This is a genomic window from Actinoplanes sp. NPDC051851 (assembly GCF_040681165.1).
Classification (GTDB): Bacteria; Actinomycetota; Actinomycetes; order Mycobacteriales; family Micromonosporaceae; genus Actinoplanes.
Genome location: NZ_JBFAYF010000005.1, coordinates 204435 through 226941 on the forward strand (window position 1 = coordinate 204435; position 22507 = coordinate 226941).

The window sequence follows — 22507 nt, forward strand, 5'->3', positions numbered from 1 at the left end:
CGGGCCGGGCCGGGCCACGTAGTTTCGCATCATGCGTGCCTTCTCGCCGGGCCGGCGGTCGATGCTGATCGTCGCCCTGGTCGTCCTGCTGGGCGCGCTGGGCACCGGTCTGGCCTCGGCCGCGCTGCACTCCTCCGCGGAGAGCTGGAGCAGGCGCGCCTTCGCCCAGAAACAGGACGTGATCGCCAAGATCGTGATGGCCGAGCTCTTCCAGTACGCCGTCGCCCTCACCGACCTCGCCGCCTCGCTGAGCGCGCAACCGGAGGTCACCGCGTCCGCGTTCGCGACCATCACCGCCCCGGTCGACAGCCTGCGGCTGCCGGGCGCCACCGCGGTCGGGTACGTCGTACCGGCCGCGCCCGGGGACGTGCCGGCGACGCAGGCCGAGTGGCGGCGGCGGGGGAGCGGCGACCTCGCGCTGACCCTCGCCTCCGCCGATCCCGGCGACCACTACTTCCCGGTGCTGGGCCGGAGCCTGGACGGCGGCCCGAACCCGCTCGGCACCGACCTGAGCGCGACTCCGGAGATCGTCCAGGTGCTGCGGGACACCCGGCTCGGCAACGACGTCGAGGCGAGCCCCGCGTACCGGGCGGTGGACGGGGGCGAACTGGGCTTCGTGATGGCCTGCCCGGTCTTCGACCAGGCGAGCCGCTTCCTCGGGTGGGTCACCGTGACCTACCGGGGGCGGGACTTCCTCGGGCCCGCGATCGGCGTGATCGCCGGTGACCAGGTCGGCGTCGTGTTCGCCGACACCTCCTCCGGCACCCCGGTCACGCTCGCGACCTGGCCCTCACCCGCCCGGGGCGACCCGGGCCAGCGGCTCCGGCGGATCGGGCTGCCGGTCGATCAACCACGCTGGCTGCTCACCGTACGGCCCACGGTGCGGCTGCTCCCGGCCACCGAGCGCTGGCTGGCGCGCGGGGCGGCGGCGATCGGCAGCGTGCTCACCGTGCTGCTGGCCACCCTCACCGCCACCGTCGTCACCTCCCGGGACCGCGCGCTGCGCCGGGTCGGCGACGCGACCGCCGAGCTGCGGCGGGACATCGCGCGGCGGGAGGCCGTCGAACAGCAGTTGCGCGTACGCGAGGAGGAGCTCGTCGGTTTCGCCGGAGTGGTCGCCCACGACCTGCGGAACCCGCTCTCCAACGTGATCGGCTACGCCGAGCTGATCCACGTCGCCGACCAGGGCGCGCTCTCCGAGAAGCAGCGCGGCTACCTGACCCGGGTCCGGGGCAGCGCCGCGCTGATGCAGCGCCTCATCGACGACCTGCTCGCCTACGCCACCGCGGACAACGCCACGCTGCGGCTCACCGAGATCGACCTGGACGAGGTGGTGACGGGCATCCTCGCCGAACGCGAGGGCGCCGCCGCGACGGCCGAGCGGTCCGCGCTGCCCACCGTGGTCGGCGACCCCACCCTGATCCGCCAGGTGCTGGACAACCTGATCGGCAACGCGATCAAGTACACCCCGCCGGAGCGGTCCGCCGAGATCCGGATCGGTGCGGCCGACACCGGTGCGGGCTACCGCATCGAGGTCGCCGACCGGGGCATCGGTATCCCGGAGAAGCAGCGCGCCGAGGTGTTCAACGCGTTCACCCGGGCCGAGGGCAGCGAGCGCTATCCGGGCACCGGCCTCGGCCTGGCGATCGTCCAGCGGATCGTGGACCGGCACGGCGGCGAGGTGGGTGTCGGCGCGAATCCCGGCGGCGGCAGCCTGTTCTGGTTCACCCTGCCCAAGCCCACGTCTGGTGAGATGGGCGGATGAGCCCGACGAGATCGCTGACCATGATGGCCGTGCACGCCCACCCCGACGACGAGGTGACCAGCACCGGCGGGGTGCTCGCCCGGTACGCCGCCGAGGGTGTCACCACCGTGGTGGTGACCTGCACCGACGGCCGCTGCGGGGACGGGCCGAACGGCGTCAAGCCCGGCGAGCCGGGGCACGACCCGGAGGCCGTGGTCGCCACCCGCCGCCGGGAGCTGGAGGCGAGCTGCGCCGCGCTCAAGGTCGCGCACCTGGAGATCCTCGGGTACCACGACTCCGGGATGATGGGCTGGGACACCAACGGCGCGCCCGGCTCGTTCTGGTCCACGCCGGTCGACGAGGCCGCCGCGCGTCTGGCCGCCCTGATCAGGAAGTACCGGCCCGACGTCGTGGTCACGTACGACCCCAACGGCGGGTACGGCCACCCCGACCACATCCAGGTCCACCGGATCTCGATGGCCGCCGTCGCGCTCGCGGAGAGCCCGGCCCGGGTCTACTGGAGCACCATCGCGCGCTCGGCGATGACCACGGTGGCCGAGCGGATGCGGGAGATGGGGATCGGCGCCGACGGACCGGATCCCGCGGAGGGCGAGCCGATGGGCTGGCCGGACGAGGAGATCACCACCCAGGTCGACGTCGCCGAGGTGCTGGACCAGAAGTTCGACGCGCTCTCCGCGCACGCCAGCCAGGGCGACGGCGCGTTCTTCCTGAGCCTGGGCCGGGAGACGTTCGGGAGGGTGATGGGCGTGGAGTCCTTCATCCGGGTCGGCGACGCGTCCGTACGGGAAGACGATCTGTTCGCGGGGCTGCGCTGAACTCGTTCCGGCGGGAGTGGCCCAGATTATATTTACGAACGGTCGGTCGTTTTGTAGCGTCGGGGCATGACCCAGGACGGCCGGCTGATCCGCGGCGAGCGCACCCGCGCCGCCGTGCTCGACCAGGCGCTGCTGCTGGCGACGGTCTCCGGGCTCGACGGGCTGTCGCTGAGCCAGGTCGCCGACGCGCTCGGCGTGAGCAAATCCGGTCTCTTCGCGCACTGGCGTTCCAAGGAGGCGCTGCAGCTCGCGGTGATCGGGCACGCCCGCGAGCAGTGGACCGCCCGGGTGGTGCGGCCCGCGCTGGAGAGTCCTCCGGGCGTACGCAGGCTGTGGGCTCTTCATGATCATCGACTGGGCTTCTACGAGTCGCGGGTGCTGCCCGGCGGCTGTTTCTTCGCGAACGCGCACTTCGAGTTCAACGCCCGCCCCGGCGTGCTCCGGGACCGGCTCGCCACCGAGCAGCACGACTGGATGGCGTTCCTGATCCGGGTCGCGACCGAGGCGGTGACCGTCGGCGACCTGCGTCCGGGCACCGATCCGGGCGAGCTCGCCTACGTGACCGAGTCGCTCGGCGTCTGTGCGGTGATGCAGGCCCCGCTGCTCGGCGACGCGCTCACTTTCGGGCACGCGCGCCGGGCTCTCCTGGACCACCTCCGTCCGCTGACGACCACTTCCTTCTCGGAGCTGCCGACATGACCTCTTATGGCGACATAGTGCACATGCCGGTGCATTTCGATGACCTGGACGCGCAGGGGATCCTGCACAACGCCCGGTACGCGGTGCTGGTGGAACGGGCCACCGCGCTGTGGTGGACCGAGCGCGGCGTGTCGTTCTCGGGCGGCCGCCCCACGACGCCGGACGCGTTCAACGTGGTCCGGGAGTACGCGATCACCTTCCACACCCCGGTTCGGGGCACGGGTGACGTCGCCGTCCACTTCTGGCTGGACAAGCTGGGGTCGAGCAGCGCCGCGTACGGCTTCCGGGTGACGTCGCTGGACGGCGCGACGCTCTTCGCCGAGGGTCGCCGGGTGAACATCCGGGTGAACGCGGTGACCATGCGCCCGGAGCCGTGGACCGACCACGGCCGGGGCATCGCGTCCGTTCTGGTGCGTGCCGCGTGATTACCTGTGGTGCTGATGTGCATTCGCTGTGTAGCGGGTAATGCTGGGGTACCGGTGGCGCGGCGCTTGAGCTTGGCGGCCAGACGCCGTCGCCGCCGGCCCCCTCCCGTCGATGGTCGTGGTTGATCATTGACGGGTGTTCTCACTGGGGAAGCCGCCGCTGTTCGCCGTACTCGAAGACGCCCGCAACGTGCTGATCGCCGGGGCGGGAGGGGGCTTCGACGTCTACGCCGGGCTGCCGCTCGCGTTCGCGCTGCAGGCCGGCGGTGCCACCGTGCATCTCGCCAGCCTCTCCTTCTCGGAGCTGGAGCTGGTCGACCGGGAATCCTGGGTGGCGGATCACGTCGTCGCGGTGACGCCCGCCTCGACCAGCCCGGACTGGTACTTCCCGGAGGGGGTGCTGGCGCGCTGGCTGGCCGCCCACGACCTGCCGTCGACCGTGTACGCGTTCCCGCCGCTCGGTGTCGAGCCGCTTCGGGAGGCGTACCGATACCTGGTGGAGAAGCTGGACCTGGACGCGATCGTGCTGGTCGACGGAGGGACCGACATCCTGCTGCGCGGTGATGAGAACTCGCTCGGCACGCCGGTCGAGGACGTCACCAGTCTCGGTGCGGTGGCCGGGATCGACCTGCCGGTGAAGCTGGTGGCCTCGCTCGGGTTCGGGATCGACGCGTACCACGGGGTCAGCCACGTGCACGTGCTGGAGAACATCGCGGCGCTGGACCGGGAGGGTGCGTACTACGGCGCGCTCTCGATCCCGGGGGAGAGCCGGGAGGCGCGACTGTACCGGGACGCGGTCGCCGACGCCCAGGCCGCCACCGAGCAGCGGCCGAGCATCGTCAACGGGCAGATCGCGGCGGCGCTCGGCGGGGCGTTCGGGGACGTCCGGTTCACCAGGCGGACCAGCGGCAGCCCGCTCTTCGTGAACCCGCTGATGGCGATCTACTTCACCGTCGGGCTGGACGCGCTGGCCGCCCGGTGCCTCTACCTGGACCGGATCGAGAACACGTACGGGCGGCAGCAGGTGATCACCCGGATCGGCGCCTTCCGCGACGAACTGACGTCGACCCGGATCCCACGGGCCTATCCCCACTAGGAGAGCAGCGTGTCGATCTGGTTGATGGCCAGCGTGGAGCCCTCGACGATGCCCATCTCCAGGACCTTCTTCAGCGCGTCGGCCGACTCGTACACGCCCGTGTACGTGGCCCGCGTGCCGCCCTCGTACCCGGTGAAGGTGTAGACGTTGCGGGAGACCGGCATGGCCGGGTTCGGCGTGAAGTCGAGGTCGGCGAAACCGTCCTCGAAGGTGAGGCTGTTCGGCTCGTCGACGGCGGTGACCAGCCAGTATCCGGCGTGCCGGTCGCCGGTCGGCCCGGTCATGTAGTAGGTCACCCGGCCGCCGGGCGTGAGGTCGTGGTCGACCACCGTCGCCGGGTAGGTCGGCGGGCCCCACACCTTCTCCAGCTGGCGCGGGTCGGCGTAGATCTGCCAGACCCGCTCCACCGGGGCGGCGAACTGTGCGGTGATGGTGAGTGTCAGGTTGTCGAGGTCGTGGTGGACGTCGGTCACGGGCATGGTCATTCCTCCGGAGAAAGGTCGGCTTCGAGGAGCGCGTCGATACGGGTGATGCGGCCGCGCCAGATCTGCTCCAGGCCGGCGAGCATGGCCGTCACCGACCGCACCGCCTCCACGTCGCCGCTGGCCAGCTGCTCGCGGCCGCTGCGCCGTTTGGTGAGCAGACCGGCCCGCTCCAGCACGGCGACGTGTTTCTGTACGGCCGCGAAGCTCATCTCGTAGTTCGCCGCGAGCGCGGAGACCGAGTGCTCGCCGGCGAGCACCCGGCGCAGGATGTCCCGCCGGGTGCGGTCGGCGAGCGCGTGGAACAGGGCGTCCACGCGCTCGGCGTCCTCCTCGTTCACCCTCCCAACATACAACCAATCAGTTGTACGTTGTCAACCGGTGACCCCTCGCGGTAAACGATGATCGACCGCCGCTCCGAGGCCCGCGCCGTTCCGCCAGGCCTTCCGGGTGGTTCTCGTGCCGCCGGCCGGGGTGCGCGCGGACTTCGTGAATCGTCAGCCGAATCATGGGGTCGCCCGGGGTGAGGATCGGGGTAAATTGGGATTTAGACGCCTATGAGCGGGTGGGTTCCGGCAGCGGGATCGGAACCGGTCCCCGGGCGGATCCGCAGGGGAGGCCATGGACCAGCCCGGTGCACCCGCCGCTCAGGCCGGCACGCTCGCGGCCGGTCACGACGCGGCCGAACGGGTTCCGGCCGGGCAGTCCGCCGACAGCCGGGCCGACGGGCGGGCCGGTGGCGCGGGCGGGAGCCTGGCGCCCGGGTCGGACGCCGTACTGGCGCTGATGTCGGAGGCCTATGTCGCGGTCGGGGCCGGGGGAGAGGTCGTCGGGTGGAATCCGGCGGCGCGGAAGACCTTCGGGTGGGCACGGGAGCAGGTGATCGGGCGGGACGTCTTCGGGCTGATCGCGCCGGAGCGGTTCCGGGCCGCCTACCGGGCCAGCCTGCGGCGGCTGGGCAACGGGGACGCGGGTGGGGCGCTCGGGCGGCGGATGCAGCTCACCGCCCTGCACCGGGACGGGTTCGAGCTGCCGGTCGAGCTCATGCTGACGGCCACCGGGACCGGAACCGATCAGGTCGTGCACGCGCTCGCCCACGATGTGACGGCGGCGCTGCGCAGTGGGCGGTTCACCATGGTCGAGGCGGCGATCTCCGGTGGCCTGGCCGGGGCGCCGTCGAGTGCCGACGCGGCCACCCGGGTGGTGGAGGCCCTCGGGCTGCGGATGGGGTGGCCGGTCGCGGAGCTCTGGCTCCACGACGAGCACCGGGGGATCCTCACCTGCGCGGCCCGGCACAACCGGTCGGGCCGGGATCTGACCGGGTTCGCCATCGAGGAGAGCGCGCCGGGGACCGGGCTGCCGGGCGTCGTGTACCACGAGGCCCGGGCGGTCTGGGTGCCCGATCTCGCCGCGGACGGGGTGTCACCGGTCAGCCGGGCGGGGGCGCGGGCCGGGTTGCGGGTGGCGGTGGGTGTCCCGATCTGTTCCGGGGACCGGGTGCTGGGGGCGCTCTGCGTCTACGGCGACCGGGCCGAGGATCCCGAGGACACCCTGATCGACCTGCTGACCGGGGTGGCCGACCGGGTGGGGCAGTACCTGGAGCGGCGGCACTCCGAGGAGCTGGCGATCGACCTCGCCCGTACCAAGGACGAGTTCCTGGCCCTGGTCACCCACGAACTGCGCAATCCACTCGCGGTGATCGTCGGCGCGATCACGCTGCTCGACGAGGAGCTGGCCGAGCTGAGCCTCGACGAACTCCGCGACCAGCTGCGGATCATCAGCGGCTGCACGGACCGGCTGAACATCCTGGTCAACGACCTGCTCGACCTGGCCAGCCTGGAGTCGGGCAACCTCGACATCAAGACCGAGACGGTGGACCTCTGCGCGGTGCTGGCGGAGAGCATCGTGACCGCGAACGTGACCGCGGGTGCGAAGGATCTGACGGTACGCGCCGTCCTGCCCCCGCAGCTGATGCTGAGCGGCGACCCGGACCGGCTCCGCCAGGTCGCGGACAACCTGCTGTCGAACGCGGTCAAGTACACGCCGCCGGGCGGCACGGTGACGGTGACCGCGGCACTGGACCGGGCCGACCCGGGGTGGCTGACCTGGACGGTGGCGGACACCGGCATCGGGATCCCGGTGGAGGAGCGGCCCCGGTTGTTCCGCCGCTTCTACCGGGCGTCGACCGCGGTGACGGCCCGCATCCCGGGTACCGGGCTGGGCCTGGTCATCACCCGTACGATCATCGAACGCCACCACGGCACGATCACCATCGCGGACGGGACCGGGCCGGGCACGACGTTCGCCATCCGGCTGCCGCGCGGCGCGGCGGCCGCCGGGATGTACCCGGTCGGGCGGGCCCCCGCCGCCCGTACCGGTGTCCCGCGCACCGTCTCCGGCGCGATCCGCGGATCCTGAGGGATGTCGCCGTCAGCGCCAGGCGGAGGTGAAGAGGGCGAGGACGTCCCGCCGGGCGACGGTGCCCAGGCCGGCCAGCAGCCAGTCGGCCACCGAGGGGCCGGACCAGCCGAACGCCAGGGCGCGGGACCGACGGAAGACCGCGACGCTGTCGCCCTCGTAGCTCCACGGGCGGAGGGTGGCGTACGGCCCCAGCGCGGTGAACATGGCGGCGGCCGACTCGCGGTCCCCGGCGAGCGAGAACGCCATGGCGAAGGTGTTCATCACCTGGACCCATCCGGGTTCGCGGCGGAAGTCCGGGTGCAGGACGGAGGCGTGGGCCGCCTCGGTGACGGCGTCCCGGACGTACGGTGAACTCATGAAGTTGCGGCCGCCCTCCGGGTACTGCTCCAGGTAGGCGTCGGCGACCAGGACGGCGTTCGGGGATCCGGGCGGCGCGCCGGCCATCGCCTCGCGGCTGAACGCGTGCACCAGATCCCACCGGCCGCCCCACTTGGGGCAGAGCTGCTGCAGCATGGTGCTCTGGGCGGGGAGATGGTTCGGGTCGACGGCCGCGAGGCGTTCGTAGCGGCCGCGGGCCACCGGCAGGCCCATCTGGAGGCCCCGGGCCGTGGTCAGCGTCGCGGTGAGTATCGCCGGGTCGTCCGGTGTGTGGCCGAGGCCGGTGGCCAGGACCTCCTCCGCGCGGTGCAGCTCGGCGTGGAAGCGACGGAACCGGCGGCGGCTCACCTGCCGGGCCTGTGCACTGGTACGGATCCGCCAGGCGGTCCCGATCCGGTGGAAGCCGAGCATGGCGGCGGCGGTGGGGTCGGACGGGTCGGCGGCGAGTACGCCGTCCAGCACGCGGTCGGCCCGTGCGGTGTTCTGGGCGGTGATCATCAGCGTGGTGCGGGCGGCGGGCGCGGCGCCGTCGAGGAGGGTGCGGGCCGTGGGCCAGTCGCCGCTCTTCAGGGCCGTGCGCAGGGCGGCCGTCTCCGGGTATGCGGCGCCGGGATCCGTGCGTACCCGGAAGCGATTCTCCACCGCGACACCATAGACGATCGTGATTCGGAAGATGATCTTAATTCGGGAGGGCGAGGCGCGATCGCCGGGTCACGTGAGGAAATCGGTCACCAGGGCGTGGAAGAGGGACGGCTGCTCGGTCCAGGGGCGGTGGCCGGATTCGGTCATGATCTCCAGGCGGGCGCACGGGTAGGTGGCCGCCACCAGGCGGGCCGGAGCGGTGCCGATCAGGCCGTCCGAGGCGCCCGCGATCACCAGGACCGGGATCGGGACCGCGGCCAGCCGGGCGAGGCGGGCCGGCTCGGTCGCGGCGGTGGCGGAACCGGCGTAGAACGCGTCGCGCAGCCACGGGAGCGCCGAGGCGTGGCCGGGTACGTACTCGGCGCGGCGCTCCCGCGACCAGGTGTGCCAGGAGAACGGCTGCATCCGGGCCTGCGCGAGTGGACCGTCGGTGCCGGTGGTGGCCGCGGCGTACCAGGGCTCGTGACGGCGGGCGGCGCGGAGGGCGGCGAGCTCGGCGGGGTCGGGTTCGCGGCGGGCCCGGCCGACCGGGGTCACCAGGACCATCCGGCGTACGCGGTGCGGCTCGCGGGCGGCGTACTCCTGCGCGGTCAGCGTCCCGGCGGAGTGCGCGAGCAGGTCGACCGTCTCCAGGCCCAGGTGACGGCGGAGGGCCCCGACGTCGCGCGCCTGCTCCACGAAGGAGACCGTCGCGGGATCGGCGGGCACCTCGGATCGCCCGGCGGCGCGAGCATCGGCGCGGATCAGCCGGCGCGTGGCGGCCAGACCTCCGAGGTCCCGCACATACCGTACGTCGGTGCCGGGCCCTCCGGGCAGCACGAGCAGCGGGGTGCCGTCGCCGGCCTCGTCGTAGTGCAGGCGCAGCCCGTCGTGCGACGCGTAGAACGGCATCTCAGGAGAGCTCCCTGGTCAGGCGGCGCTCCCGGCGTCCCCCGGAGACCTTGACGTCCTCGGTCGGCAGCCAGCCGGAGCGCTCGTAGACGCGGACGGCGCGGTGGTTGTCCGCGATCACCCAGAGGTCGAGGCCGGTGCACCCGGCGGCTCGGGCGTGGTCGTCGACGTGGGTCAGCAGGGCCGCGCTGACGCCGGTGCTCCACGCGGGCGGGTCGACCGCGAGGTAGACCAGTTCGAGCCGCCCGGCCGGGTCTCCCACCAGCACGGTGAAGCCGACCGTGGTCTCCTCCCGGAGCGCCAGGTGCAGCGTGCCGCCCTCGGCCAGGCGGCGCTGGATGCCGGGCAGCTTCGCCGCGGGGTCCGCCGGCCCGGCGAGGTCGTCGCGGACGGCCGTGGCCCGGGCCCAGATGCCGGCCGCGGCCAGGACGGCTGCGGCGCTCCGGTCGCCGATGATCCGGATGTGGTCACTCGTCACCCGGACATTGTCCGGATCCGGTCCGAGGGCAGCAGGGCCGCATCGTCCGGATCGCTCCGAGGGCACCAGGGCGGCATCGTCCGGATCCGGCTCGGGGGATCCGGGGCGGTGGCCGGTCGGGCGGACTTTCGGGCTCGGCGGCGGTTGTTCGGGTTCGGGGGATAGGAGAGCATTCCTGCTCACGTCGATCGCAGGTCAGGAGCAGACATGCCGCACCCGAAGTACGCCGGTCGCCCGCACCTGCGGGTGGCGGGGGTGGCCGCGCTCGTCTTCATCGGCGCCGGGTCGCTGCTCCTGAGCAGAACGGTGGAGGGAACCGCCGGCACGGTGGTGTACTCCCTGCTCCCGATCGCGTGGCTGACCATCTGCGTGAGCCTCGCCAGCCTCTCCCTGGCCGCCGCCCGCCGCTGACCGAAACCCGCCGGCCGCCCCTGACCGTCCGCCGCTGACGGCCCGCCGCTGACCGTTCGCGGCCGCCCGGAACGGCCGCGATCACCGCGAGTGGTCCCGGCCGTAGCGCGGTTCTGGCTGGTGCGCAGGGGTGCCCCTGCGCACCAGCCGCTCTGCGGGGGTGGGGTGCCGGGTCATCGGGGTGTGGTGGACGTGACGGTCAGCTCCACCCGGCGGTTCATGGCCCGGTGGGCCGGGGTGTCGTTCGGGGCCACCGGGTGGGCCTCGCCGTAACCGACCACGGTCAGCCGGTCCGCGGCGACGTCCTGGTCGCGCAGGGCCGTACGGACCGCGTCGGCGCGGGCCCGGCTCATGTACAGGTTGGTGGCCCGGGAGCCGCTGGAGTCGGTGTGCCCGGCGATGCGGATGGCGGCGCTCGGGTTCGCCTCCAGGAGCGCGGCGACCCGGCGCAGCGCCGCCCGGGACTCGCCGGTGAGGGTGGCGCTGCCGGTGCGGAAGGTGAGCGCCGGGATCTCGTCGATCTGCGGCTGCAGCGCGGCGACGGTGACCCGGTCGTCGACGGTGAGGCCGCTGGTGCGGACGGCGCGGGCCAGGGTGGTGCGGGCGGTCTCGGCGGGAGCGACGCCGGTCAGGGTCACGGCGCCCCCGGCGAGGCGTACCGAGAGACCGGTGGCCTCGCGCGGAACGGCCCGCAGCAGCGCCGGGAGGGCGGTGAGGGCCGGGTCGCCGGCGACCGTGTCCGCGACGGTGATCCGGTCGTCGACCGAGTCGGGGCCGAAGACCGTGGTCACGGCGTCGTGCAGGGCGGACCGGATCGCCGTGGTCGGTACCGATCCGGTGAGGGCGGCGGTGCCGGCGGTGGCGGAGACCAGCACGGTGGGCGGGGAGAGCACCGGGGCCACGGCGACGACCCGGGTACGCACCACGCGGACCCCGTCGACGGCGCCGACGACCTCGCGGGCCCGGGCGGCGTCGGCGTCCGAGGCGGTGACGACCAGGGCGTCCCGGCCGCGGAAGGAGAGGCGGGAGACCGGCTGGGCGGCGGCGGTCAGGGCCTCGGCGGAGCGCTGGGTCAGGTCGGCCTCGACGCGGTGCCGGACCGGGACCAGCTGGGCGGCGAGGACGGCGGCCAGGCCGAGCACGGCGATCAGCGCGACGATCCAGCGGCGGCGCTTCTCGGCGGGGGTCCGCGGCGCGGCGGTGACCCGGGGAGCGACGGCGATCATCGGGCGACCTCGGCGTCCCGGGCGGCGGCCGGCGCGGCGGCTTCAGTGGCCGGCGCGGCGGCTTCAGTGGACGGCGGTGCGGTGGGCGACGGCTTGGTGGGCTTCGTGGTGGGCGGGACCGCGGGGGACGGCGTGGGGGTGGACGTGTCGCGGCCGGCGATCAGGCGTTCGGTCAGCTCTAGGAAGGCGGCCTCCTCGCCGTCGGCGAGCAGTTGGGCCTGGCGGCTCCAGGTGACCAGGCTGGGCGCGAAGCTGAGTCCCGCGGCACGGATCGCGGCGCGCTTGGCGTCGTCGGTGGATTCGGCGAGCTGGGCGAAGGTATGAATTCCGGCGGAACGGAGCGCCGAGGCCATTTTCGGGCCGATCCCCTCGATTCTCTCCAACTCGTCGGGCTTTGCCGGGGTCTCCGCGGAAGGGGTCTCGGTGACAGTTTCCAGAACGGGCTTCGAACGGCGTACGGAAAGACGGCCGACGATCACACCGAGTGCGAACGAAAGCAGGACGATAACGAGTGACTGGCCGATGAACCAGGCCACGATGACCTCCGGAAACGGGCGCGCGGACGCGTGAAGTGTCGGGGAACCGCACAGTGCTGCCTGCATGCGAAAGGGTGTGCGGTGACGGTTTCCCGCGTCCGGGACGCCGCGAAGTACCGGGCCATCCTATATGGCCTCTCGCGTCATCCAAAATTAGGTTAATCAGTTACCGGGAAGCAAGGAATTGATTACCCGGCGCAGTCGATCGTCGATTTGGCCGTCATTCGCGGAAACGAGCGGATCGAGTCCGGCGGCGGTCAGAATGGCGAGTCCGAGTGCGGTGGCGAGGACGAACTGGGCGTCCAGGACGGCGGACTCGTCGCCGGGGGAGCGGCCGGCGGCGGCGGCGATCTTCTCGGCGAACGAGCGCAGGATGCCGAGGCGGAGCTCGTCGATCCGTTCGTCGCCGGAGGTGCGCAGCAGCATCAGCAGACGGCTCGGGTAGTGCCGGTTCTGCGTGTCGGTGAGCTGGCGGGTGATCAGCCGGGAGATGTCGTCGAGCGTCGGGTCGTCCCGGACGGCCTGTTCCAGGTCGTCGGCGGTGCCGGCCAGGCAGGCCCGGAACAGGCCCTCCTTGGAGCCGTAGTAGCGGCTGATCAGCGCCACGTTGACCCCGGCGTCGGAGGCGATGTCGCGAATGTAGGTGTTCGCGTACCCGTCGACGGCGAAACGGCGGCGTGCGGCTTCGAGCAGCAGGCCCCTGGTGGCGGCGGCGTCACGGCGTCGTGGAGTCATGCCGTCACAGGGTAGTGGGCGCTGGTGTGACGTAATCCCCGGTTGACTTGATCGTGGGAAGCTTCATACTGAGCGAAGTAATCCAGGAATTACATCTAGCACTGGGGAATCCATGACGGACAATCGGCCACGCGTCCACGCCAACCTGCTGGTGCTCTACCTGTCACTGGGCGGCCTGGCCTTCGCGGTGCTCCAGTCGCTGGTCGCGCCGGCGCTCTCCACGATCGCCCGGGACCTCGAGGTCTCCAGCAGCGACGGGAGCTGGGTGATCACGGCGTACCTGCTGTCGGCGTCGGTGCTCACCCCGATCCTGGGACGGCTCGGCGACATGGCCGGCAAGCGCCGGGTGCTGATCGGGGTGCTGGTCCTGCTCGCCGCCGGCACGCTCGGCGCCGCGCTCGCCCCCAACCTCGCCCTGCTGATCGCCGCCCGGGTCTTCCAGGGCGCCGGTGGCGCGATCCTGCCGCTGTCGATCGGCATCGTCCGCGACGAGCTGCCCCGCGAGCGGGTCGGCGTGGTGATCGGCCTGCTCTCCGCGATCTTCGGGATCGGCGCGGGCGTCGGCATCGTGGCGGCCGGCCCGATCGTCGAGCACCTCTCCTGGCACTGGCTCTTCTGGCTGCCGCTGGCCCTGGTGGCGATCGCCCTGCTCGGCGCGATCTTCGGGATGCCGGAGTCCCCGGTACGCACCCCGGGCCGCCTCGACCTGGCCGGCACCGCGCTGCTCTCGATCTCCCTGGTCGCACTCCTGCTGGCGGTCAGCAGGGGCCAGTCCTGGGGCTGGGGCGCGGGCAGCACGATCGGCCTGCTGGTGCTCGGCGCGGTTGCGATGGTGGTCTTCGTGCTGGTCGAGCTCCGGGTCGCCGAGCCGCTGATCGACATGCGGCTGATGCGGATCCGCGCGGTCTGGGCCACCGACCTGGTCGCGCTGATCCTCGGCTTCGCCATGTTCGGCACGTTCCTGCTGGTCCCGACGCTGCTCCAGCTGCCCGCGCTGACCGGGTACGGCTTCGGCAAGTCGGTCTCCCAGTCCGGCCTCTTCCTGCTGCCGACCGTGATCATGATGGTCTTCACCGGCCCGGTCGCCGGCATCCTGTCCCGCCGGTTCGGCCCGAAGCTGCCGATGTTCCTCGGCGCCGTGCTGGTGGTGGCCGCGTTCGCGCTGCCGACCGTCGCGCACGGGGAGATCTGGCAGATCCTCGCCTCCGGCCTGCTCACCGGCTCGGGCATCGGGTTCGCCTTCGCGGCGATGTCCAACGCGATCATCGAGGCCGTACCGGTGACCCAGACCGGCGAGGCGACCAGTGTGAACACCATCGCGCGGACCATCGGCAGCAGCATCGGCACCGCCGTGGTCGCCGCGGTGATCACGTCGAACACCACGGCACAGGGGCTGCCGACCGACGATGCGTTCACCTATGGTTTCGGAGCGTGCGCCGGGGTGGCCGTCCTCGCGGTGATCGCCGCGCTCCTCCTCCCGTCCGCGCATCGACGCCATGAGCAGGCGATCGCCGACGGCGTCGAGGACCTGCCGCCGGAGCCGGCGGAGATCCACCTGCCGCACCCGGGCCACGCGGCGGAACCGCACGCGGGGAACGGGACGCACGCGCCGCACCTGCAGCACGCGGCCGACAAGCCGCGGGGCTGAGACCGCGTCGCGGCACGGGGGAGCGGGATGACCGCCACGGCGGAGCACGCAGAGCCGGAGCAGGCGGGGCCGGAGCAGGCGGGGCCGGAGCAGGCGGGGCCGGAGCCTGCAGACCAAAAATCGATAAAAGACGAAAAATCGGTTTCTGGTACGGTTCGGCGCTGGCTGCGCGTCGGCGTCGCCGTCGGGGCGCTCGCCGTGGTGGTGGTCCTCCTGCGCGGTCGCCTGCCCGACCCGGCGAGCGTGTTCGCCGTGGTCCGGCAGGCGGACCCGCGCTGGGTGGCGGCCGCGCTGCTGGCCCAGTTCCTGGCGCAGGCCGCCTTCGCCCGGCAGCAGAGCGTGCTGCTCGCCGCGTTCGGGGTGCGGATCCCGGCGGGGGAGATGGTCGCGATCACGCTGAGCCGGTCGGCGATGAGCATGGTGCTGCCGGCCGGTTCGGCGGCGTCGGCGGCCTACGCACTCCAGCGGTACCGGCGCCGGGGCGCGGGGACGACCGCGGCGACGGCGACGGTCCTGCTCTCCGGTGTGGTCTCGATCGCCGGGCTGGTCACGCTCTACGCGATCTTCAGCATCCCGGCGGCGTGGCGCTGGGCCCTGCTCGCCCTCGCGGCGGCGGCGCTCGTCACCGCGGGCGCCGCGACCGGGCGTGCGAGGAACGGGCGCTCGGGAGAGGGGCGTACCCGAAACGGTCGTACGGGAAGAGGCGAGCGGGAAGCGGGAGACGGCGCGGAACCACCGGGGGTGGGGGTCGCCGGCCGGGCGCGGCGGGTCGGGCGGCAGCTGCGGGCGGTGGGAGCCGATCACCTGACGCGGGCGATGTTGTCCGCCCTCGCCAACTGGCTGTTCGACCTCGCGTGCCTGACCGCCGTGGCGCAGGCGTGTGACCTACGGATCGATGCGCACCACCTGGCCACGGTCTATCTCGCGGTGCAGGTGGCCCGGCAGATTCCGATCACTCCGGGCGGCGTCGGGCTGGTCGAGGCGGCCCTGCTGGCCGGGCTGGTCGCGGCGGGCGTGCCGGAGGCGGGGGCGACCGCGGTGGTGCTCGGCTACCGGCTGATCTCGTTCTGGCTGATGCTGCCGGCGGGCCTGGCGGCCTGGCTCCACCTGCGCCGCGGCGGTGGGCCGGGTGGCGGGGCGGATGGCGGGGCGGATGGCGGGGCGGCCGGGCACGCGGGGCTACCTCTCGGTAACGCAGGGGCGTAGCGTCGGGCTCACCTGTCCGCAGCGACAACGGCGTCAGAGGGGCTACGCCCATGACCACGACACGCGGAAATCAGCCGGAGGTCTCCGAAGCACAGGCACGCAGGGTGGCCGAGGCGGCCCGGGAGTCCGAGTGGCACCAACCCAGCTTCGGCAAGGAGCTGTTCCTCGGGCGGCTCCGGCTCGACCTGATCGACCCCTGGCCGCGGCCGGCGCCCAGCCCCGAGGCGGACGCGTTCCTCGCGCGGCTCACCGATTACGCCCGCGACGGGATCGACGGCGCGGCGATCGAGCGGGACGCCCGGATCCCCGACGAGGTCTTCCAGGGGCTCGCCGCGCTCGGCGCGTTCGGGATGAAGATCGACAGGGAGTACGGCGGCCTCGGGCTCTCCAACCTGCACTACTGCAAGGCGCTGACACTGCTCGGCTCGGTCAGCGCGTCGACCGCGGCCCTGCTCTCGGCGCATCAGTCGATCGGCGTCCCGCAGCCGTTGAAGACCTTCGGGTCCACCGTACAGAAGCAGGAGTTCCTGCCTCGTCTGGCGGGTGGGGAGGTGTCGGCCTTCCTGCTCACCGAGCCGGACGTGGGATCGGATCCGGCGCGGCTGGGCACCACGGCCGAGCCGGTGGAGGGCGGCTTCCGGCTCAACGGGGTGAAGCTCTGGGCGACCAACGGCACGGTCGCGACGCTGCTGGTGGTGATGGCGCGGGTCCCGGAGAGGGGGATCACCGCGTTCGTGGTCGAGGGCGACTCGCCGGGCATCACCGTCGAGCGGCGCAACGCGTTCCTCGGGCTGCGCGGGCTGGAGAACAGCGTGACCCGGTTCCACGACGTGTTCGTCCCCGAGGGCAACGTGATCGGTGGGCTCGGCAGGGGCCTGCGCATCGCGCTGACCACGTTGAACACCGGACGGCTCTCGCTGCCCGCGATGTGCGTCGGTGCGGGGAAGCGCTCGCTCGCCATCGCCCGCGAGTGGTCGGCCGAGCGGGTGCAGTGGGGGCGCCCGGTCGGCACGCACGAGGCGGTGGCGAGCAAGATCGCGTTCATCGCGGCGACCACGTACGCGATGGAGTCCATGCTCGACCTCTGCTGCATGATCGCCGACGACGCGCGCAACGACATCCGGATCGAGGCCGCGCTGGTCAAGCTCTTCGCCAGCGAGATGGCCTGGCGGGTCGCCGACGAGCTGATCCAGATCCGCGGCGGGCGCGGCTACGAGACGGCCGCGTCGCTGGCCGCTCGCGGCGAACGGGCGACCGAGACTGAACAGATCCTGCGGGACCTGCGGATCAACCGGATCTTCGAGGGCTCCACCGAGATCATGCATCTGCTGATCGCCCGGGAGGCCGTCGACGCGCACCTCTCGGTCGCCGGTGACATCATCGACCCCGAGGCCGACCTCGGCCGCAAGGCCCGCGCCGGGGCGCGAGCCGGCCGGTTCTACGCGCGCTGGCTGCCGACGCTCACGGTCGGACGGGGACAGAACCCCCTGGAGTTCGGGCAGTTCGGACCGCTTTCGCGGCATTTGCGGTACGCCGAACGCGCATCCCGGCGGCTCGCCCGCTCCACGTTCTACGCGATGTCCCGCTGGCAGGGCCGCCTGGAGCGTAAGCAGGGCTTCCTCGGCCGCATCGTGGACATCGGCGCCGAGCTGTTCGCGATCTCCGCGGTCTGCGTCCGCGCGCACGCCGAGCGGACCACCCGGCCCGAGGGCGTGGAGCTCGCCGACCTGTTCTGCCGCCAGGCCCGGCTGCGCGCCGAGTCCCTTTTCGACCAGCTCTGGCAGAACACCGACGCGCTCGGTGTCACGGCTGCGGAGCGCGTCCTCGACGGCCGGTACGCGTTCCTGGAGGAGGGCGTGATCCACCCGGACGGCGGCGCCGCCTGGGTCGCACCGTGGACTCCGGGCCCGTCCGCGGCCGACGACGTGCGGCGCCGTATTCCACCCGTACCGTAAGACCGGTTTTGATCTCTTCAGGTCTTGCGTCTCTCGCCGGCCTCCCTCGCCAGTGAGTCGATCAGGCGGTCGAGGACCGTGGGGACCGCGGAGTCGGCCAGCTCCGGCAGGTGCTCGCGGGCGGCCGCCAGGTGGGGGAACTCGGTCTCGGAGAGGGAGGCATACGCGCTGGTCAGGGCCTCGTCCTCGGAGCGCTGCTGCTCCGGGGTGAGCTCGCTGGCGTCGATGACGGCGAGCGAGAGCACGGTCTCGATCACGTCGCGGTAGTGCCGGACCGCCTCGGCGGCGCTGAAACCGGCGCTCATCAGCAGGCCGATGCCGAGGTCGGCGGCCTTCAGCTCGTACGGCCCGGCGGTGAAGCGGACCGCCCGGAGCATCGCCAGCCGGGGGTGGCGCAGCATCGACGCGTGCAGCCGTCCGGCCAGTTCGCGCAGGGCGGGCTCCCAGTCCGGGCCGGGCTGGTAGCCGTCCAGGCTCTCCACCACGAGGCGGTCGGCGATGGCGAGCAGCAGCGCGTCCAGGTTACGGAAATATCGGTATATTGCGGTGGGATCGGCGCCCAGCTCCACGCCGAGCCGCCGGACGGTCAGCGCGTTGCCGCCGGGCGCCTCGATCAGCCGCAGTGCGGTATCGATGATCAGGCCCGGGTCGAGCACCACGCCGGCGCGGGTGGGCCTGCGCCGGACCCGGGTGGAACCGGACCGGGATGTCGCCATCGTCGTCACCCCTTATGTCAACGCATTGACATAAGAGTAGCGCGGCGGTTTCCTAAGGCTCTGACCAGGGAGGAACCTCATGCCTGCGGATAAGGCCGCCTACGATCTCGACATCCGGACCGGCGAGCGCCGCATCCGGGCAGCGCTCTCCGAGGCTGTCCGGGCGCCGTTCTGGCTCGAGGATCCCGGCCGTCCCGCCCCCCAGCCCTGGTTCACCGGCTCGACCGATACTGATCTGCTCGTCATCGGCGGCGGATACTGCGGGCTCTGGACCGCGCTGCAGGCCAAGGAGGCACGGCCCGAGCGCGACGTCGTGCTGGTGGAGAGCGCGGAGATCGGCTGGGCGGCGAGCGGGCGCAACGGCGGGTTCGTCGAGGCGAGCCTCACCCACGGGCCGGAGAACGGCCGCCGGTACTTCGCCGAGGACCTCGGCGTACTGGAGAGACTCGCCGAGGAGAACTTCGAGGGCTTTCGGGAGTCACTGCTGCGGCACGGCATCGAGGCCGAGTTCGAGGAGGACGGCAGCCTGCTGGTGGCGACCGAGCCGCACCAGGAGGAGTGGATGCGCGGCGGGGAGGGCGAGGGCGAGTTCTACGACCGGGAGCGGCTGGCCACGCTGGTGCGCTCGCCGCTCTACCGCGCCGGGCTCTTCACCCGGGACGGCAACGCCCTCGTGCACCCGGCGAAGCTGGCCTGGGGCCTGAAGGCGGCCTGCCTGCGTCTCGGCGTACGGATCCACGAGCACACCCCGGTCACCGGCATCACCGACCAGGGCGGCAGCGTCCGGGCGATCACCGACAACGGCGTGATCCGGGCCCGGCAGGTCGTGCTGGCCACGAACGGCTTCCCGTCGCTGCTCAAGCGCAACCGGTTCCTCACGATCCCGGTCTACGACTACGTGCTGATGACCGAGCCGCTGACGCCGGCACAGCTCGAGGAGATCGGCTGGCAGGGGCGATTCGGCATCTCCGACACCTCGCGCCAGTTCCACTACTACCGCAAGACCGCCGACGACCGGATCCTCTGGGGCGGCTACGACGCGGTCTACCATCGGGGCGGCAGGATCCGCCCGGATCAGGACCAGCGGCCGGAAACCTTCAACCGCCTTGCAGACCACTTCTTGCGTACGTTCCCCCAGCTCGGCGACGTCCGGTTCAGCCACGCCTGGGGCGGCATGATCGACATGTCCACCCAGCTGGCCGCGTTCCAGGGCACCGCGATGGGCGGGAAGGTCGCCTACAGCAGTGGCTTCACCGGCCTCGGGGTGGCGGCGACCCGGTTCGCCGGCACGGTGATGCTCGACCTGCTGGCCGGTGCGGACACCCCGCGGACCCGGCTCCGGATGGCCCGGCGGCGCCCGCTGCCGATCCCCCCGGAGCCGATCCTGTACCCGGCGGTGCAGATCATCCGCAGGGCGATCGCCGCGTCGGACCGGAACGGCGGCCGTGACGGCGTCATCCTGAAGGCCGCCAACATGCTCGGCTTCTCCTTCGACTCCTGACCCTGCTCCCGGTTGTCCCCCAGGGCTGCTTCCCGTGCGGGGAAGCAGCCCGTTTCCGTGGGAGTGAGCCGCGTATACCGGCAGCCCGTGCGCGCCGTTCGCTTGTGCGCGCCCGCCCGCTTGTGCGCGCCCGCCCGCTTGTGCGCGCCCGCCCGCTTGTGCGCGCCCGCCCGCTTGTGCGGGCTGCGCACACGGGCGGGCGGAACGGTCGTCGGGGCGGGTCAGCGGGCGATGTAGCCGCCGTCGACGAAGAGCTCGGCGCCGGTGATGAAGGAGGCGTCGTCGCTCGCCAGGAACGTGATCGCGGCGGCGACCTCGTGGGGCTGGCCGACGCGGCCGAGCGGCGTGGTGGCGATGTACGGCTCCTTGTCGGTGTCGCCCATCATGGCGGTCTCGATGAAGCCCGGGTGCACGCTGTTGACCCGGATGTTCAGCGGGGCCCACTCGATCGCGATGTTCTTGGTCAGGGTGCGGACCGCGCCCTTGGCCGCGTGGTACGCCGGCGAGGTGCCGAAGCCCCCGGACGCCCCGAAGATCGAGCTGGTGTTCACCACCGACGCCGCTGTGGAGAGCTTGAGCAGCGGGGCGAAGGCCTTGGTGCCGAGGAAGACGCTGGTCTGGGTGACCGCCACGACCTTCTCGTAGAGCGCGAGCGACGTCGTCTCCAGGGTGTCCGCCTGGCCGAGCCCGGCGTTGTTGACCAGCACGTCGAGGACGCCGTACTTCTCGGTGACGGTCGCCACCGCGGCCGCCCAGGCCTCCTCGGAGGTGACGTCCAGGTGCAGGTAGAGGGCCTCGCCGCCGTTCTTCTCGATCTCGGTGACCACCTCGGCGCCGGGGCCGTCCTGTACGTCGGCGACGACGACCTTCGCACCCTCGGCGGCGAACCGCAGTGCGGTCTGCCTCCCGATGCCGCTCGCCCCACCGGTCACGAGCGCGATCTTGCCAGTCAGCTGTGCCATTGTTCTGTCCTTGTCACGGGAGCCACAGGTTCGTCGTCGGTTGGGCGGCGACCCCTTGATAGCTAAACGATACGTCTAGTATTGAATTCAAGCGCCTGTGACCTGCACGACGTCACGGCGTACCCGGAAAGGGGTTTGATCGTCAATGGCCGCAGGGGGAGCGCGCTCGGGAGCCGGGCGCAAGCGTGATCCGGAGGCGCACCGGGCCGTGCTGGCCGCCGCCGAGGAGCTGCTCAACGAGATCGGCTACCACCGGGTCACCATGGACCGGATCGCCGAGCGGTCCGGTGTGGCCAAGATGACCCTCTACCGCTGGTGGCCGAATAAGGCCGCGGTGATCACCGACGCGGTGCGGGAGAGCCTCGCGCCGGTCGCGGTGCCGGGGACCGGAGACGCCGTCGGCGACGCGCGGGCGCACCTGGCCGCCCTGCTCGGCACGCTCACCCGGTACGGCGACGCCAGCGTGGTGGCCGGCGCGATGAGCTCACGCGGTGAGGCCGGGCGGGCCGACCTGCGGGACATCCTGGCGCCGTGGCTCGACGGCCTGGTCGCGATCCTGGGGCGGGCCCCGCTGCCGCCGGAATTCCCGGTCGTTCTCACCGCACAGTCGTGGATCGGCTACGTGGTGTACCGGGTGGTGTTCCTTCAGGAAGTGATCACCCCGGATGACCTGCGAATTCTCGTCGATCTGCCCGTTCAGGGTTTGCGCGAACCGGCATTTTAGGGCACCCTAACGAAGGCAAGGCTAACCATAAGCAACGGGGTTTTTGTCCGATGTACGTGTGTATCTGTAATTACGTCCGCGAACGCGAAGTTCGCGCGGTGATTCGCGATGGTGCGCGTACCGAGGAGGAAGTCGGCGACGCGTGCGGCGCCGGAACCGGATGCGGATCCTGCCTTGACCGTATCTGTGAGCTGATCGAGGACGAGGAAGGACCCGACACGCGGATGCCATTCGCTGCATAAGCCCTTCCGGGCAATTATGCTTACCCCCAGTTAGCCATAATATGGGGGTATTTGGCATGCAAGGCGACGCCCGCGTCATCGAGTTCCTCAACGAACAGCTCACCGCGGAACTGACCGCGATCAACCAGTACTTCCTGCACGGCAAGATGCAGGAGAACTGGGGCTACACCGAGCTGGCGAAACACACCAAGCACGAGTCCATCGACGAGATGCGCCACGCCGAGATCCTGACCGACCGCATCCTATTTCTGGAAGGCTTGCCTAACTACCAGAAACTGTTCGCGCTGCGGATCGGCGAGTCGGTCAAGGAACAGTTCGAGTGCGACATGAAAATCGAATTGGAGGCGGTCGACCGGCTCCGGCGTGGCATCGAATACATGCGTTCGATCGGTGAGGTCACCTCGGCGCGCATCTTCGAGGACATCCTCGCCGACGAAGAGGGGCACGTCGACTACCTGGAAACGCAACTCGGCCTCATCGAGAAGCTCGGCGAGGCTCTCTACCTGCAGAACGTCACGGAACACCCCGAGGTCAGCTGATCGGGTTCTTCGGC

24 protein-coding genes are annotated in these 22507 nt (G+C 71.8%); 14 read left to right on the forward strand and 10 right to left on the reverse strand.

What is annotated here, in order from left to right; all coding sequences use genetic code 11:
* The first annotated feature begins 31 nt into the window (after positions 1-31).
* The 5 genes from AB0M08_RS07670 to AB0M08_RS07690 all read left to right on the forward strand — a co-directional run bounded on the left by AB0M08_RS07670 (position 32) and on the right by AB0M08_RS07690 (position 4800).
* Positions 32-1765, forward strand: coding sequence for an ATP-binding protein (locus tag AB0M08_RS07670; protein WP_364490120.1), 1734 nt, complete (start codon positions 32-34; stop codon positions 1763-1765).
* Entirely contained in the window at positions 1762-2580 is an 819-nt protein-coding gene (locus AB0M08_RS07675) for a PIG-L family deacetylase (protein ID WP_364490123.1), read from the forward strand. The genes AB0M08_RS07670 and AB0M08_RS07675 overlap by 4 nt, the downstream gene beginning before the upstream one ends.
* Positions 2581-2646: 66 nt before the next feature.
* Positions 2647-3279: a TetR/AcrR family transcriptional regulator gene (locus AB0M08_RS07680; RefSeq protein WP_364490126.1), complete on the forward strand. Its 633-nt coding sequence runs from the start codon at positions 2647-2649 to the stop codon at positions 3277-3279.
* Positions 3276-3704 (forward strand): hotdog domain-containing protein, encoded by a 429-nt coding sequence (locus AB0M08_RS07685; protein WP_364490129.1) that lies wholly within the window; start codon positions 3276-3278, stop codon positions 3702-3704. Before AB0M08_RS07680 ends, AB0M08_RS07685 begins: the two co-directional genes overlap by 4 nt.
* 136 nt (positions 3705-3840) lie before the next feature.
* The gene (locus AB0M08_RS07690; protein WP_364490131.1) at positions 3841-4800 is read left to right on the forward strand and encodes a DUF1152 domain-containing protein; all 960 of its coding nucleotides are present in this window, start codon (positions 3841-3843) and stop codon (positions 4798-4800) included.
* Here AB0M08_RS07690 and AB0M08_RS07695 read toward each other — a convergent pair.
* On the reverse strand, positions 4797-5279 hold the full coding sequence (locus AB0M08_RS07695) for an SRPBCC domain-containing protein (protein WP_364490135.1): 483 nt from the start codon (positions 5277-5279) through the stop codon (positions 4797-4799). The genes AB0M08_RS07690 and AB0M08_RS07695 overlap by 4 nt on opposite strands.
* A 2-nt stretch (positions 5280-5281) precedes the next feature.
* Complete coding sequence (locus tag AB0M08_RS07700) at positions 5282-5623, reverse strand: metalloregulator ArsR/SmtB family transcription factor (RefSeq protein ID WP_364490138.1); 342 nt, start codon at positions 5621-5623, stop codon at positions 5282-5284.
* A 280-nt stretch (positions 5624-5903) separates the two neighbouring features.
* On the opposite strand from AB0M08_RS07700, the gene AB0M08_RS07705 reads away from it, so the two are divergent.
* Positions 5904-7700 (forward strand): ATP-binding protein, encoded by a 1797-nt coding sequence (locus tag AB0M08_RS07705; RefSeq protein WP_364490141.1) that lies wholly within the window; start codon positions 5904-5906, stop codon positions 7698-7700.
* 12 nt (positions 7701-7712) lie between these two features.
* On the opposite strand, the gene AB0M08_RS07710 is transcribed toward AB0M08_RS07705, so the two are convergent.
* From AB0M08_RS07710 to AB0M08_RS07720, 3 genes are all read right to left on the reverse strand, one after another.
* The gene (locus tag AB0M08_RS07710) at positions 7713-8723 is read right to left on the reverse strand and encodes a hypothetical protein (protein WP_364490144.1); all 1011 of its coding nucleotides are present in this window, start codon (positions 8721-8723) and stop codon (positions 7713-7715) included.
* Between the two features lie 69 nt (positions 8724-8792).
* Positions 8793-9614 carry an alpha/beta hydrolase gene (locus tag AB0M08_RS07715; protein WP_364490147.1) on the reverse strand — a complete coding sequence of 274 codons (822 nt, stop codon included), beginning with the start codon at positions 9612-9614 and terminating at the stop codon, positions 8793-8795.
* 1 nt (position 9615) lies between these two features.
* Positions 9616-10092: a GNAT family N-acetyltransferase gene (locus AB0M08_RS07720; protein WP_364490149.1), complete on the reverse strand. Its 477-nt coding sequence runs from the start codon at positions 10090-10092 to the stop codon at positions 9616-9618.
* Positions 10093-10299: 207 nt separating this feature from the next.
* Here AB0M08_RS07720 and AB0M08_RS07725 point away from each other — a divergent pair, with 207 nt between their 5' ends.
* The gene (locus AB0M08_RS07725) at positions 10300-10503 is read left to right on the forward strand and encodes a hypothetical protein (protein ID WP_364490152.1); all 204 of its coding nucleotides are present in this window, start codon (positions 10300-10302) and stop codon (positions 10501-10503) included.
* A 173-nt stretch (positions 10504-10676) separates the two neighbouring features.
* Here AB0M08_RS07725 and AB0M08_RS07730 read toward each other — a convergent pair whose 3' ends face one another.
* From AB0M08_RS07730 to AB0M08_RS07740, 3 genes are all read right to left on the reverse strand, one after another.
* Positions 10677-11729, reverse strand: a complete 1053-nt coding sequence (locus AB0M08_RS07730) for an OmpA family protein (protein WP_364490155.1) — start codon at positions 11727-11729, stop codon at positions 10677-10679.
* Positions 11726-12265 (reverse strand): helix-hairpin-helix domain-containing protein, encoded by a 540-nt coding sequence (locus AB0M08_RS07735; RefSeq protein WP_364490158.1) that lies wholly within the window; start codon positions 12263-12265, stop codon positions 11726-11728. Before AB0M08_RS07735 ends, AB0M08_RS07730 begins: the two co-directional genes overlap by 4 nt.
* Positions 12266-12427: 162 nt before the next feature.
* A complete protein-coding gene (locus tag AB0M08_RS07740; RefSeq protein WP_364490161.1) occupies positions 12428-13000 on the reverse strand; it encodes a TetR family transcriptional regulator in 573 nt (190 codons plus the stop codon).
* A gap of 112 nt (positions 13001-13112) precedes the next feature.
* On the opposite strand from AB0M08_RS07740, the gene AB0M08_RS07745 reads away from it, so the two are divergent.
* Genes AB0M08_RS07745 through AB0M08_RS07755 form a run of 3 tightly spaced genes read left to right on the forward strand, consistent with a single transcriptional unit; the run spans position 13113 to position 17809 of the window.
* Positions 13113-14648: an MFS transporter gene (locus AB0M08_RS07745; RefSeq protein WP_364490164.1), complete on the forward strand. Its 1536-nt coding sequence runs from the start codon at positions 13113-13115 to the stop codon at positions 14646-14648.
* Between the two features lie 27 nt (positions 14649-14675).
* Positions 14676-15854, forward strand: a complete 1179-nt coding sequence (locus AB0M08_RS07750) for a YbhN family protein (RefSeq protein ID WP_364490167.1) — start codon at positions 14676-14678, stop codon at positions 15852-15854.
* A gap of 50 nt (positions 15855-15904) precedes the next feature.
* On the forward strand, positions 15905-17809 hold the full coding sequence (locus tag AB0M08_RS07755) for an acyl-CoA dehydrogenase family protein (protein WP_364490169.1): 1905 nt from the start codon (positions 15905-15907) through the stop codon (positions 17807-17809).
* A gap of 17 nt (positions 17810-17826) precedes the next feature.
* On the opposite strand, the gene AB0M08_RS07760 is transcribed toward AB0M08_RS07755, so the two are convergent.
* Positions 17827-18525 carry a TetR/AcrR family transcriptional regulator gene (locus tag AB0M08_RS07760; protein ID WP_364490172.1) on the reverse strand — a complete coding sequence of 233 codons (699 nt, stop codon included), beginning with the start codon at positions 18523-18525 and terminating at the stop codon, positions 17827-17829.
* Positions 18526-18604: 79 nt separating this feature from the next.
* On the opposite strand from AB0M08_RS07760, the gene AB0M08_RS07765 reads away from it, so the two are divergent.
* Complete coding sequence (locus tag AB0M08_RS07765; RefSeq protein WP_364490174.1) at positions 18605-20026, forward strand: FAD-dependent oxidoreductase; 1422 nt, start codon at positions 18605-18607, stop codon at positions 20024-20026.
* Positions 20027-20247: 221 nt separating this feature from the next.
* On the opposite strand, the gene AB0M08_RS07770 is transcribed toward AB0M08_RS07765, so the two are convergent.
* Entirely contained in the window at positions 20248-20988 is a 741-nt protein-coding gene (locus AB0M08_RS07770; protein ID WP_364490177.1) for an SDR family NAD(P)-dependent oxidoreductase, read from the reverse strand.
* Positions 20989-21133: 145 nt separating this feature from the next.
* On the opposite strand from AB0M08_RS07770, the gene AB0M08_RS07775 reads away from it, so the two are divergent.
* Genes AB0M08_RS07775 through bfr form a run of 3 tightly spaced genes read left to right on the forward strand, consistent with a single transcriptional unit; the run spans position 21134 to position 22493 of the window.
* Positions 21134-21712 carry a TetR/AcrR family transcriptional regulator gene (locus AB0M08_RS07775; RefSeq protein ID WP_364490180.1) on the forward strand — a complete coding sequence of 193 codons (579 nt, stop codon included), beginning with the start codon at positions 21134-21136 and terminating at the stop codon, positions 21710-21712.
* 50 nt (positions 21713-21762) lie between these two features.
* A complete protein-coding gene (locus AB0M08_RS07780; protein ID WP_364490182.1) occupies positions 21763-21954 on the forward strand; it encodes a (2Fe-2S)-binding protein in 192 nt (63 codons plus the stop codon).
* Positions 21955-22010: 56 nt separating this feature from the next.
* Entirely contained in the window at positions 22011-22493 is a 483-nt protein-coding gene (bfr, locus tag AB0M08_RS07785; RefSeq protein ID WP_364490185.1) for a bacterioferritin, read from the forward strand.
* The last annotated feature ends 14 nt before the right edge of the window (positions 22494-22507 follow it).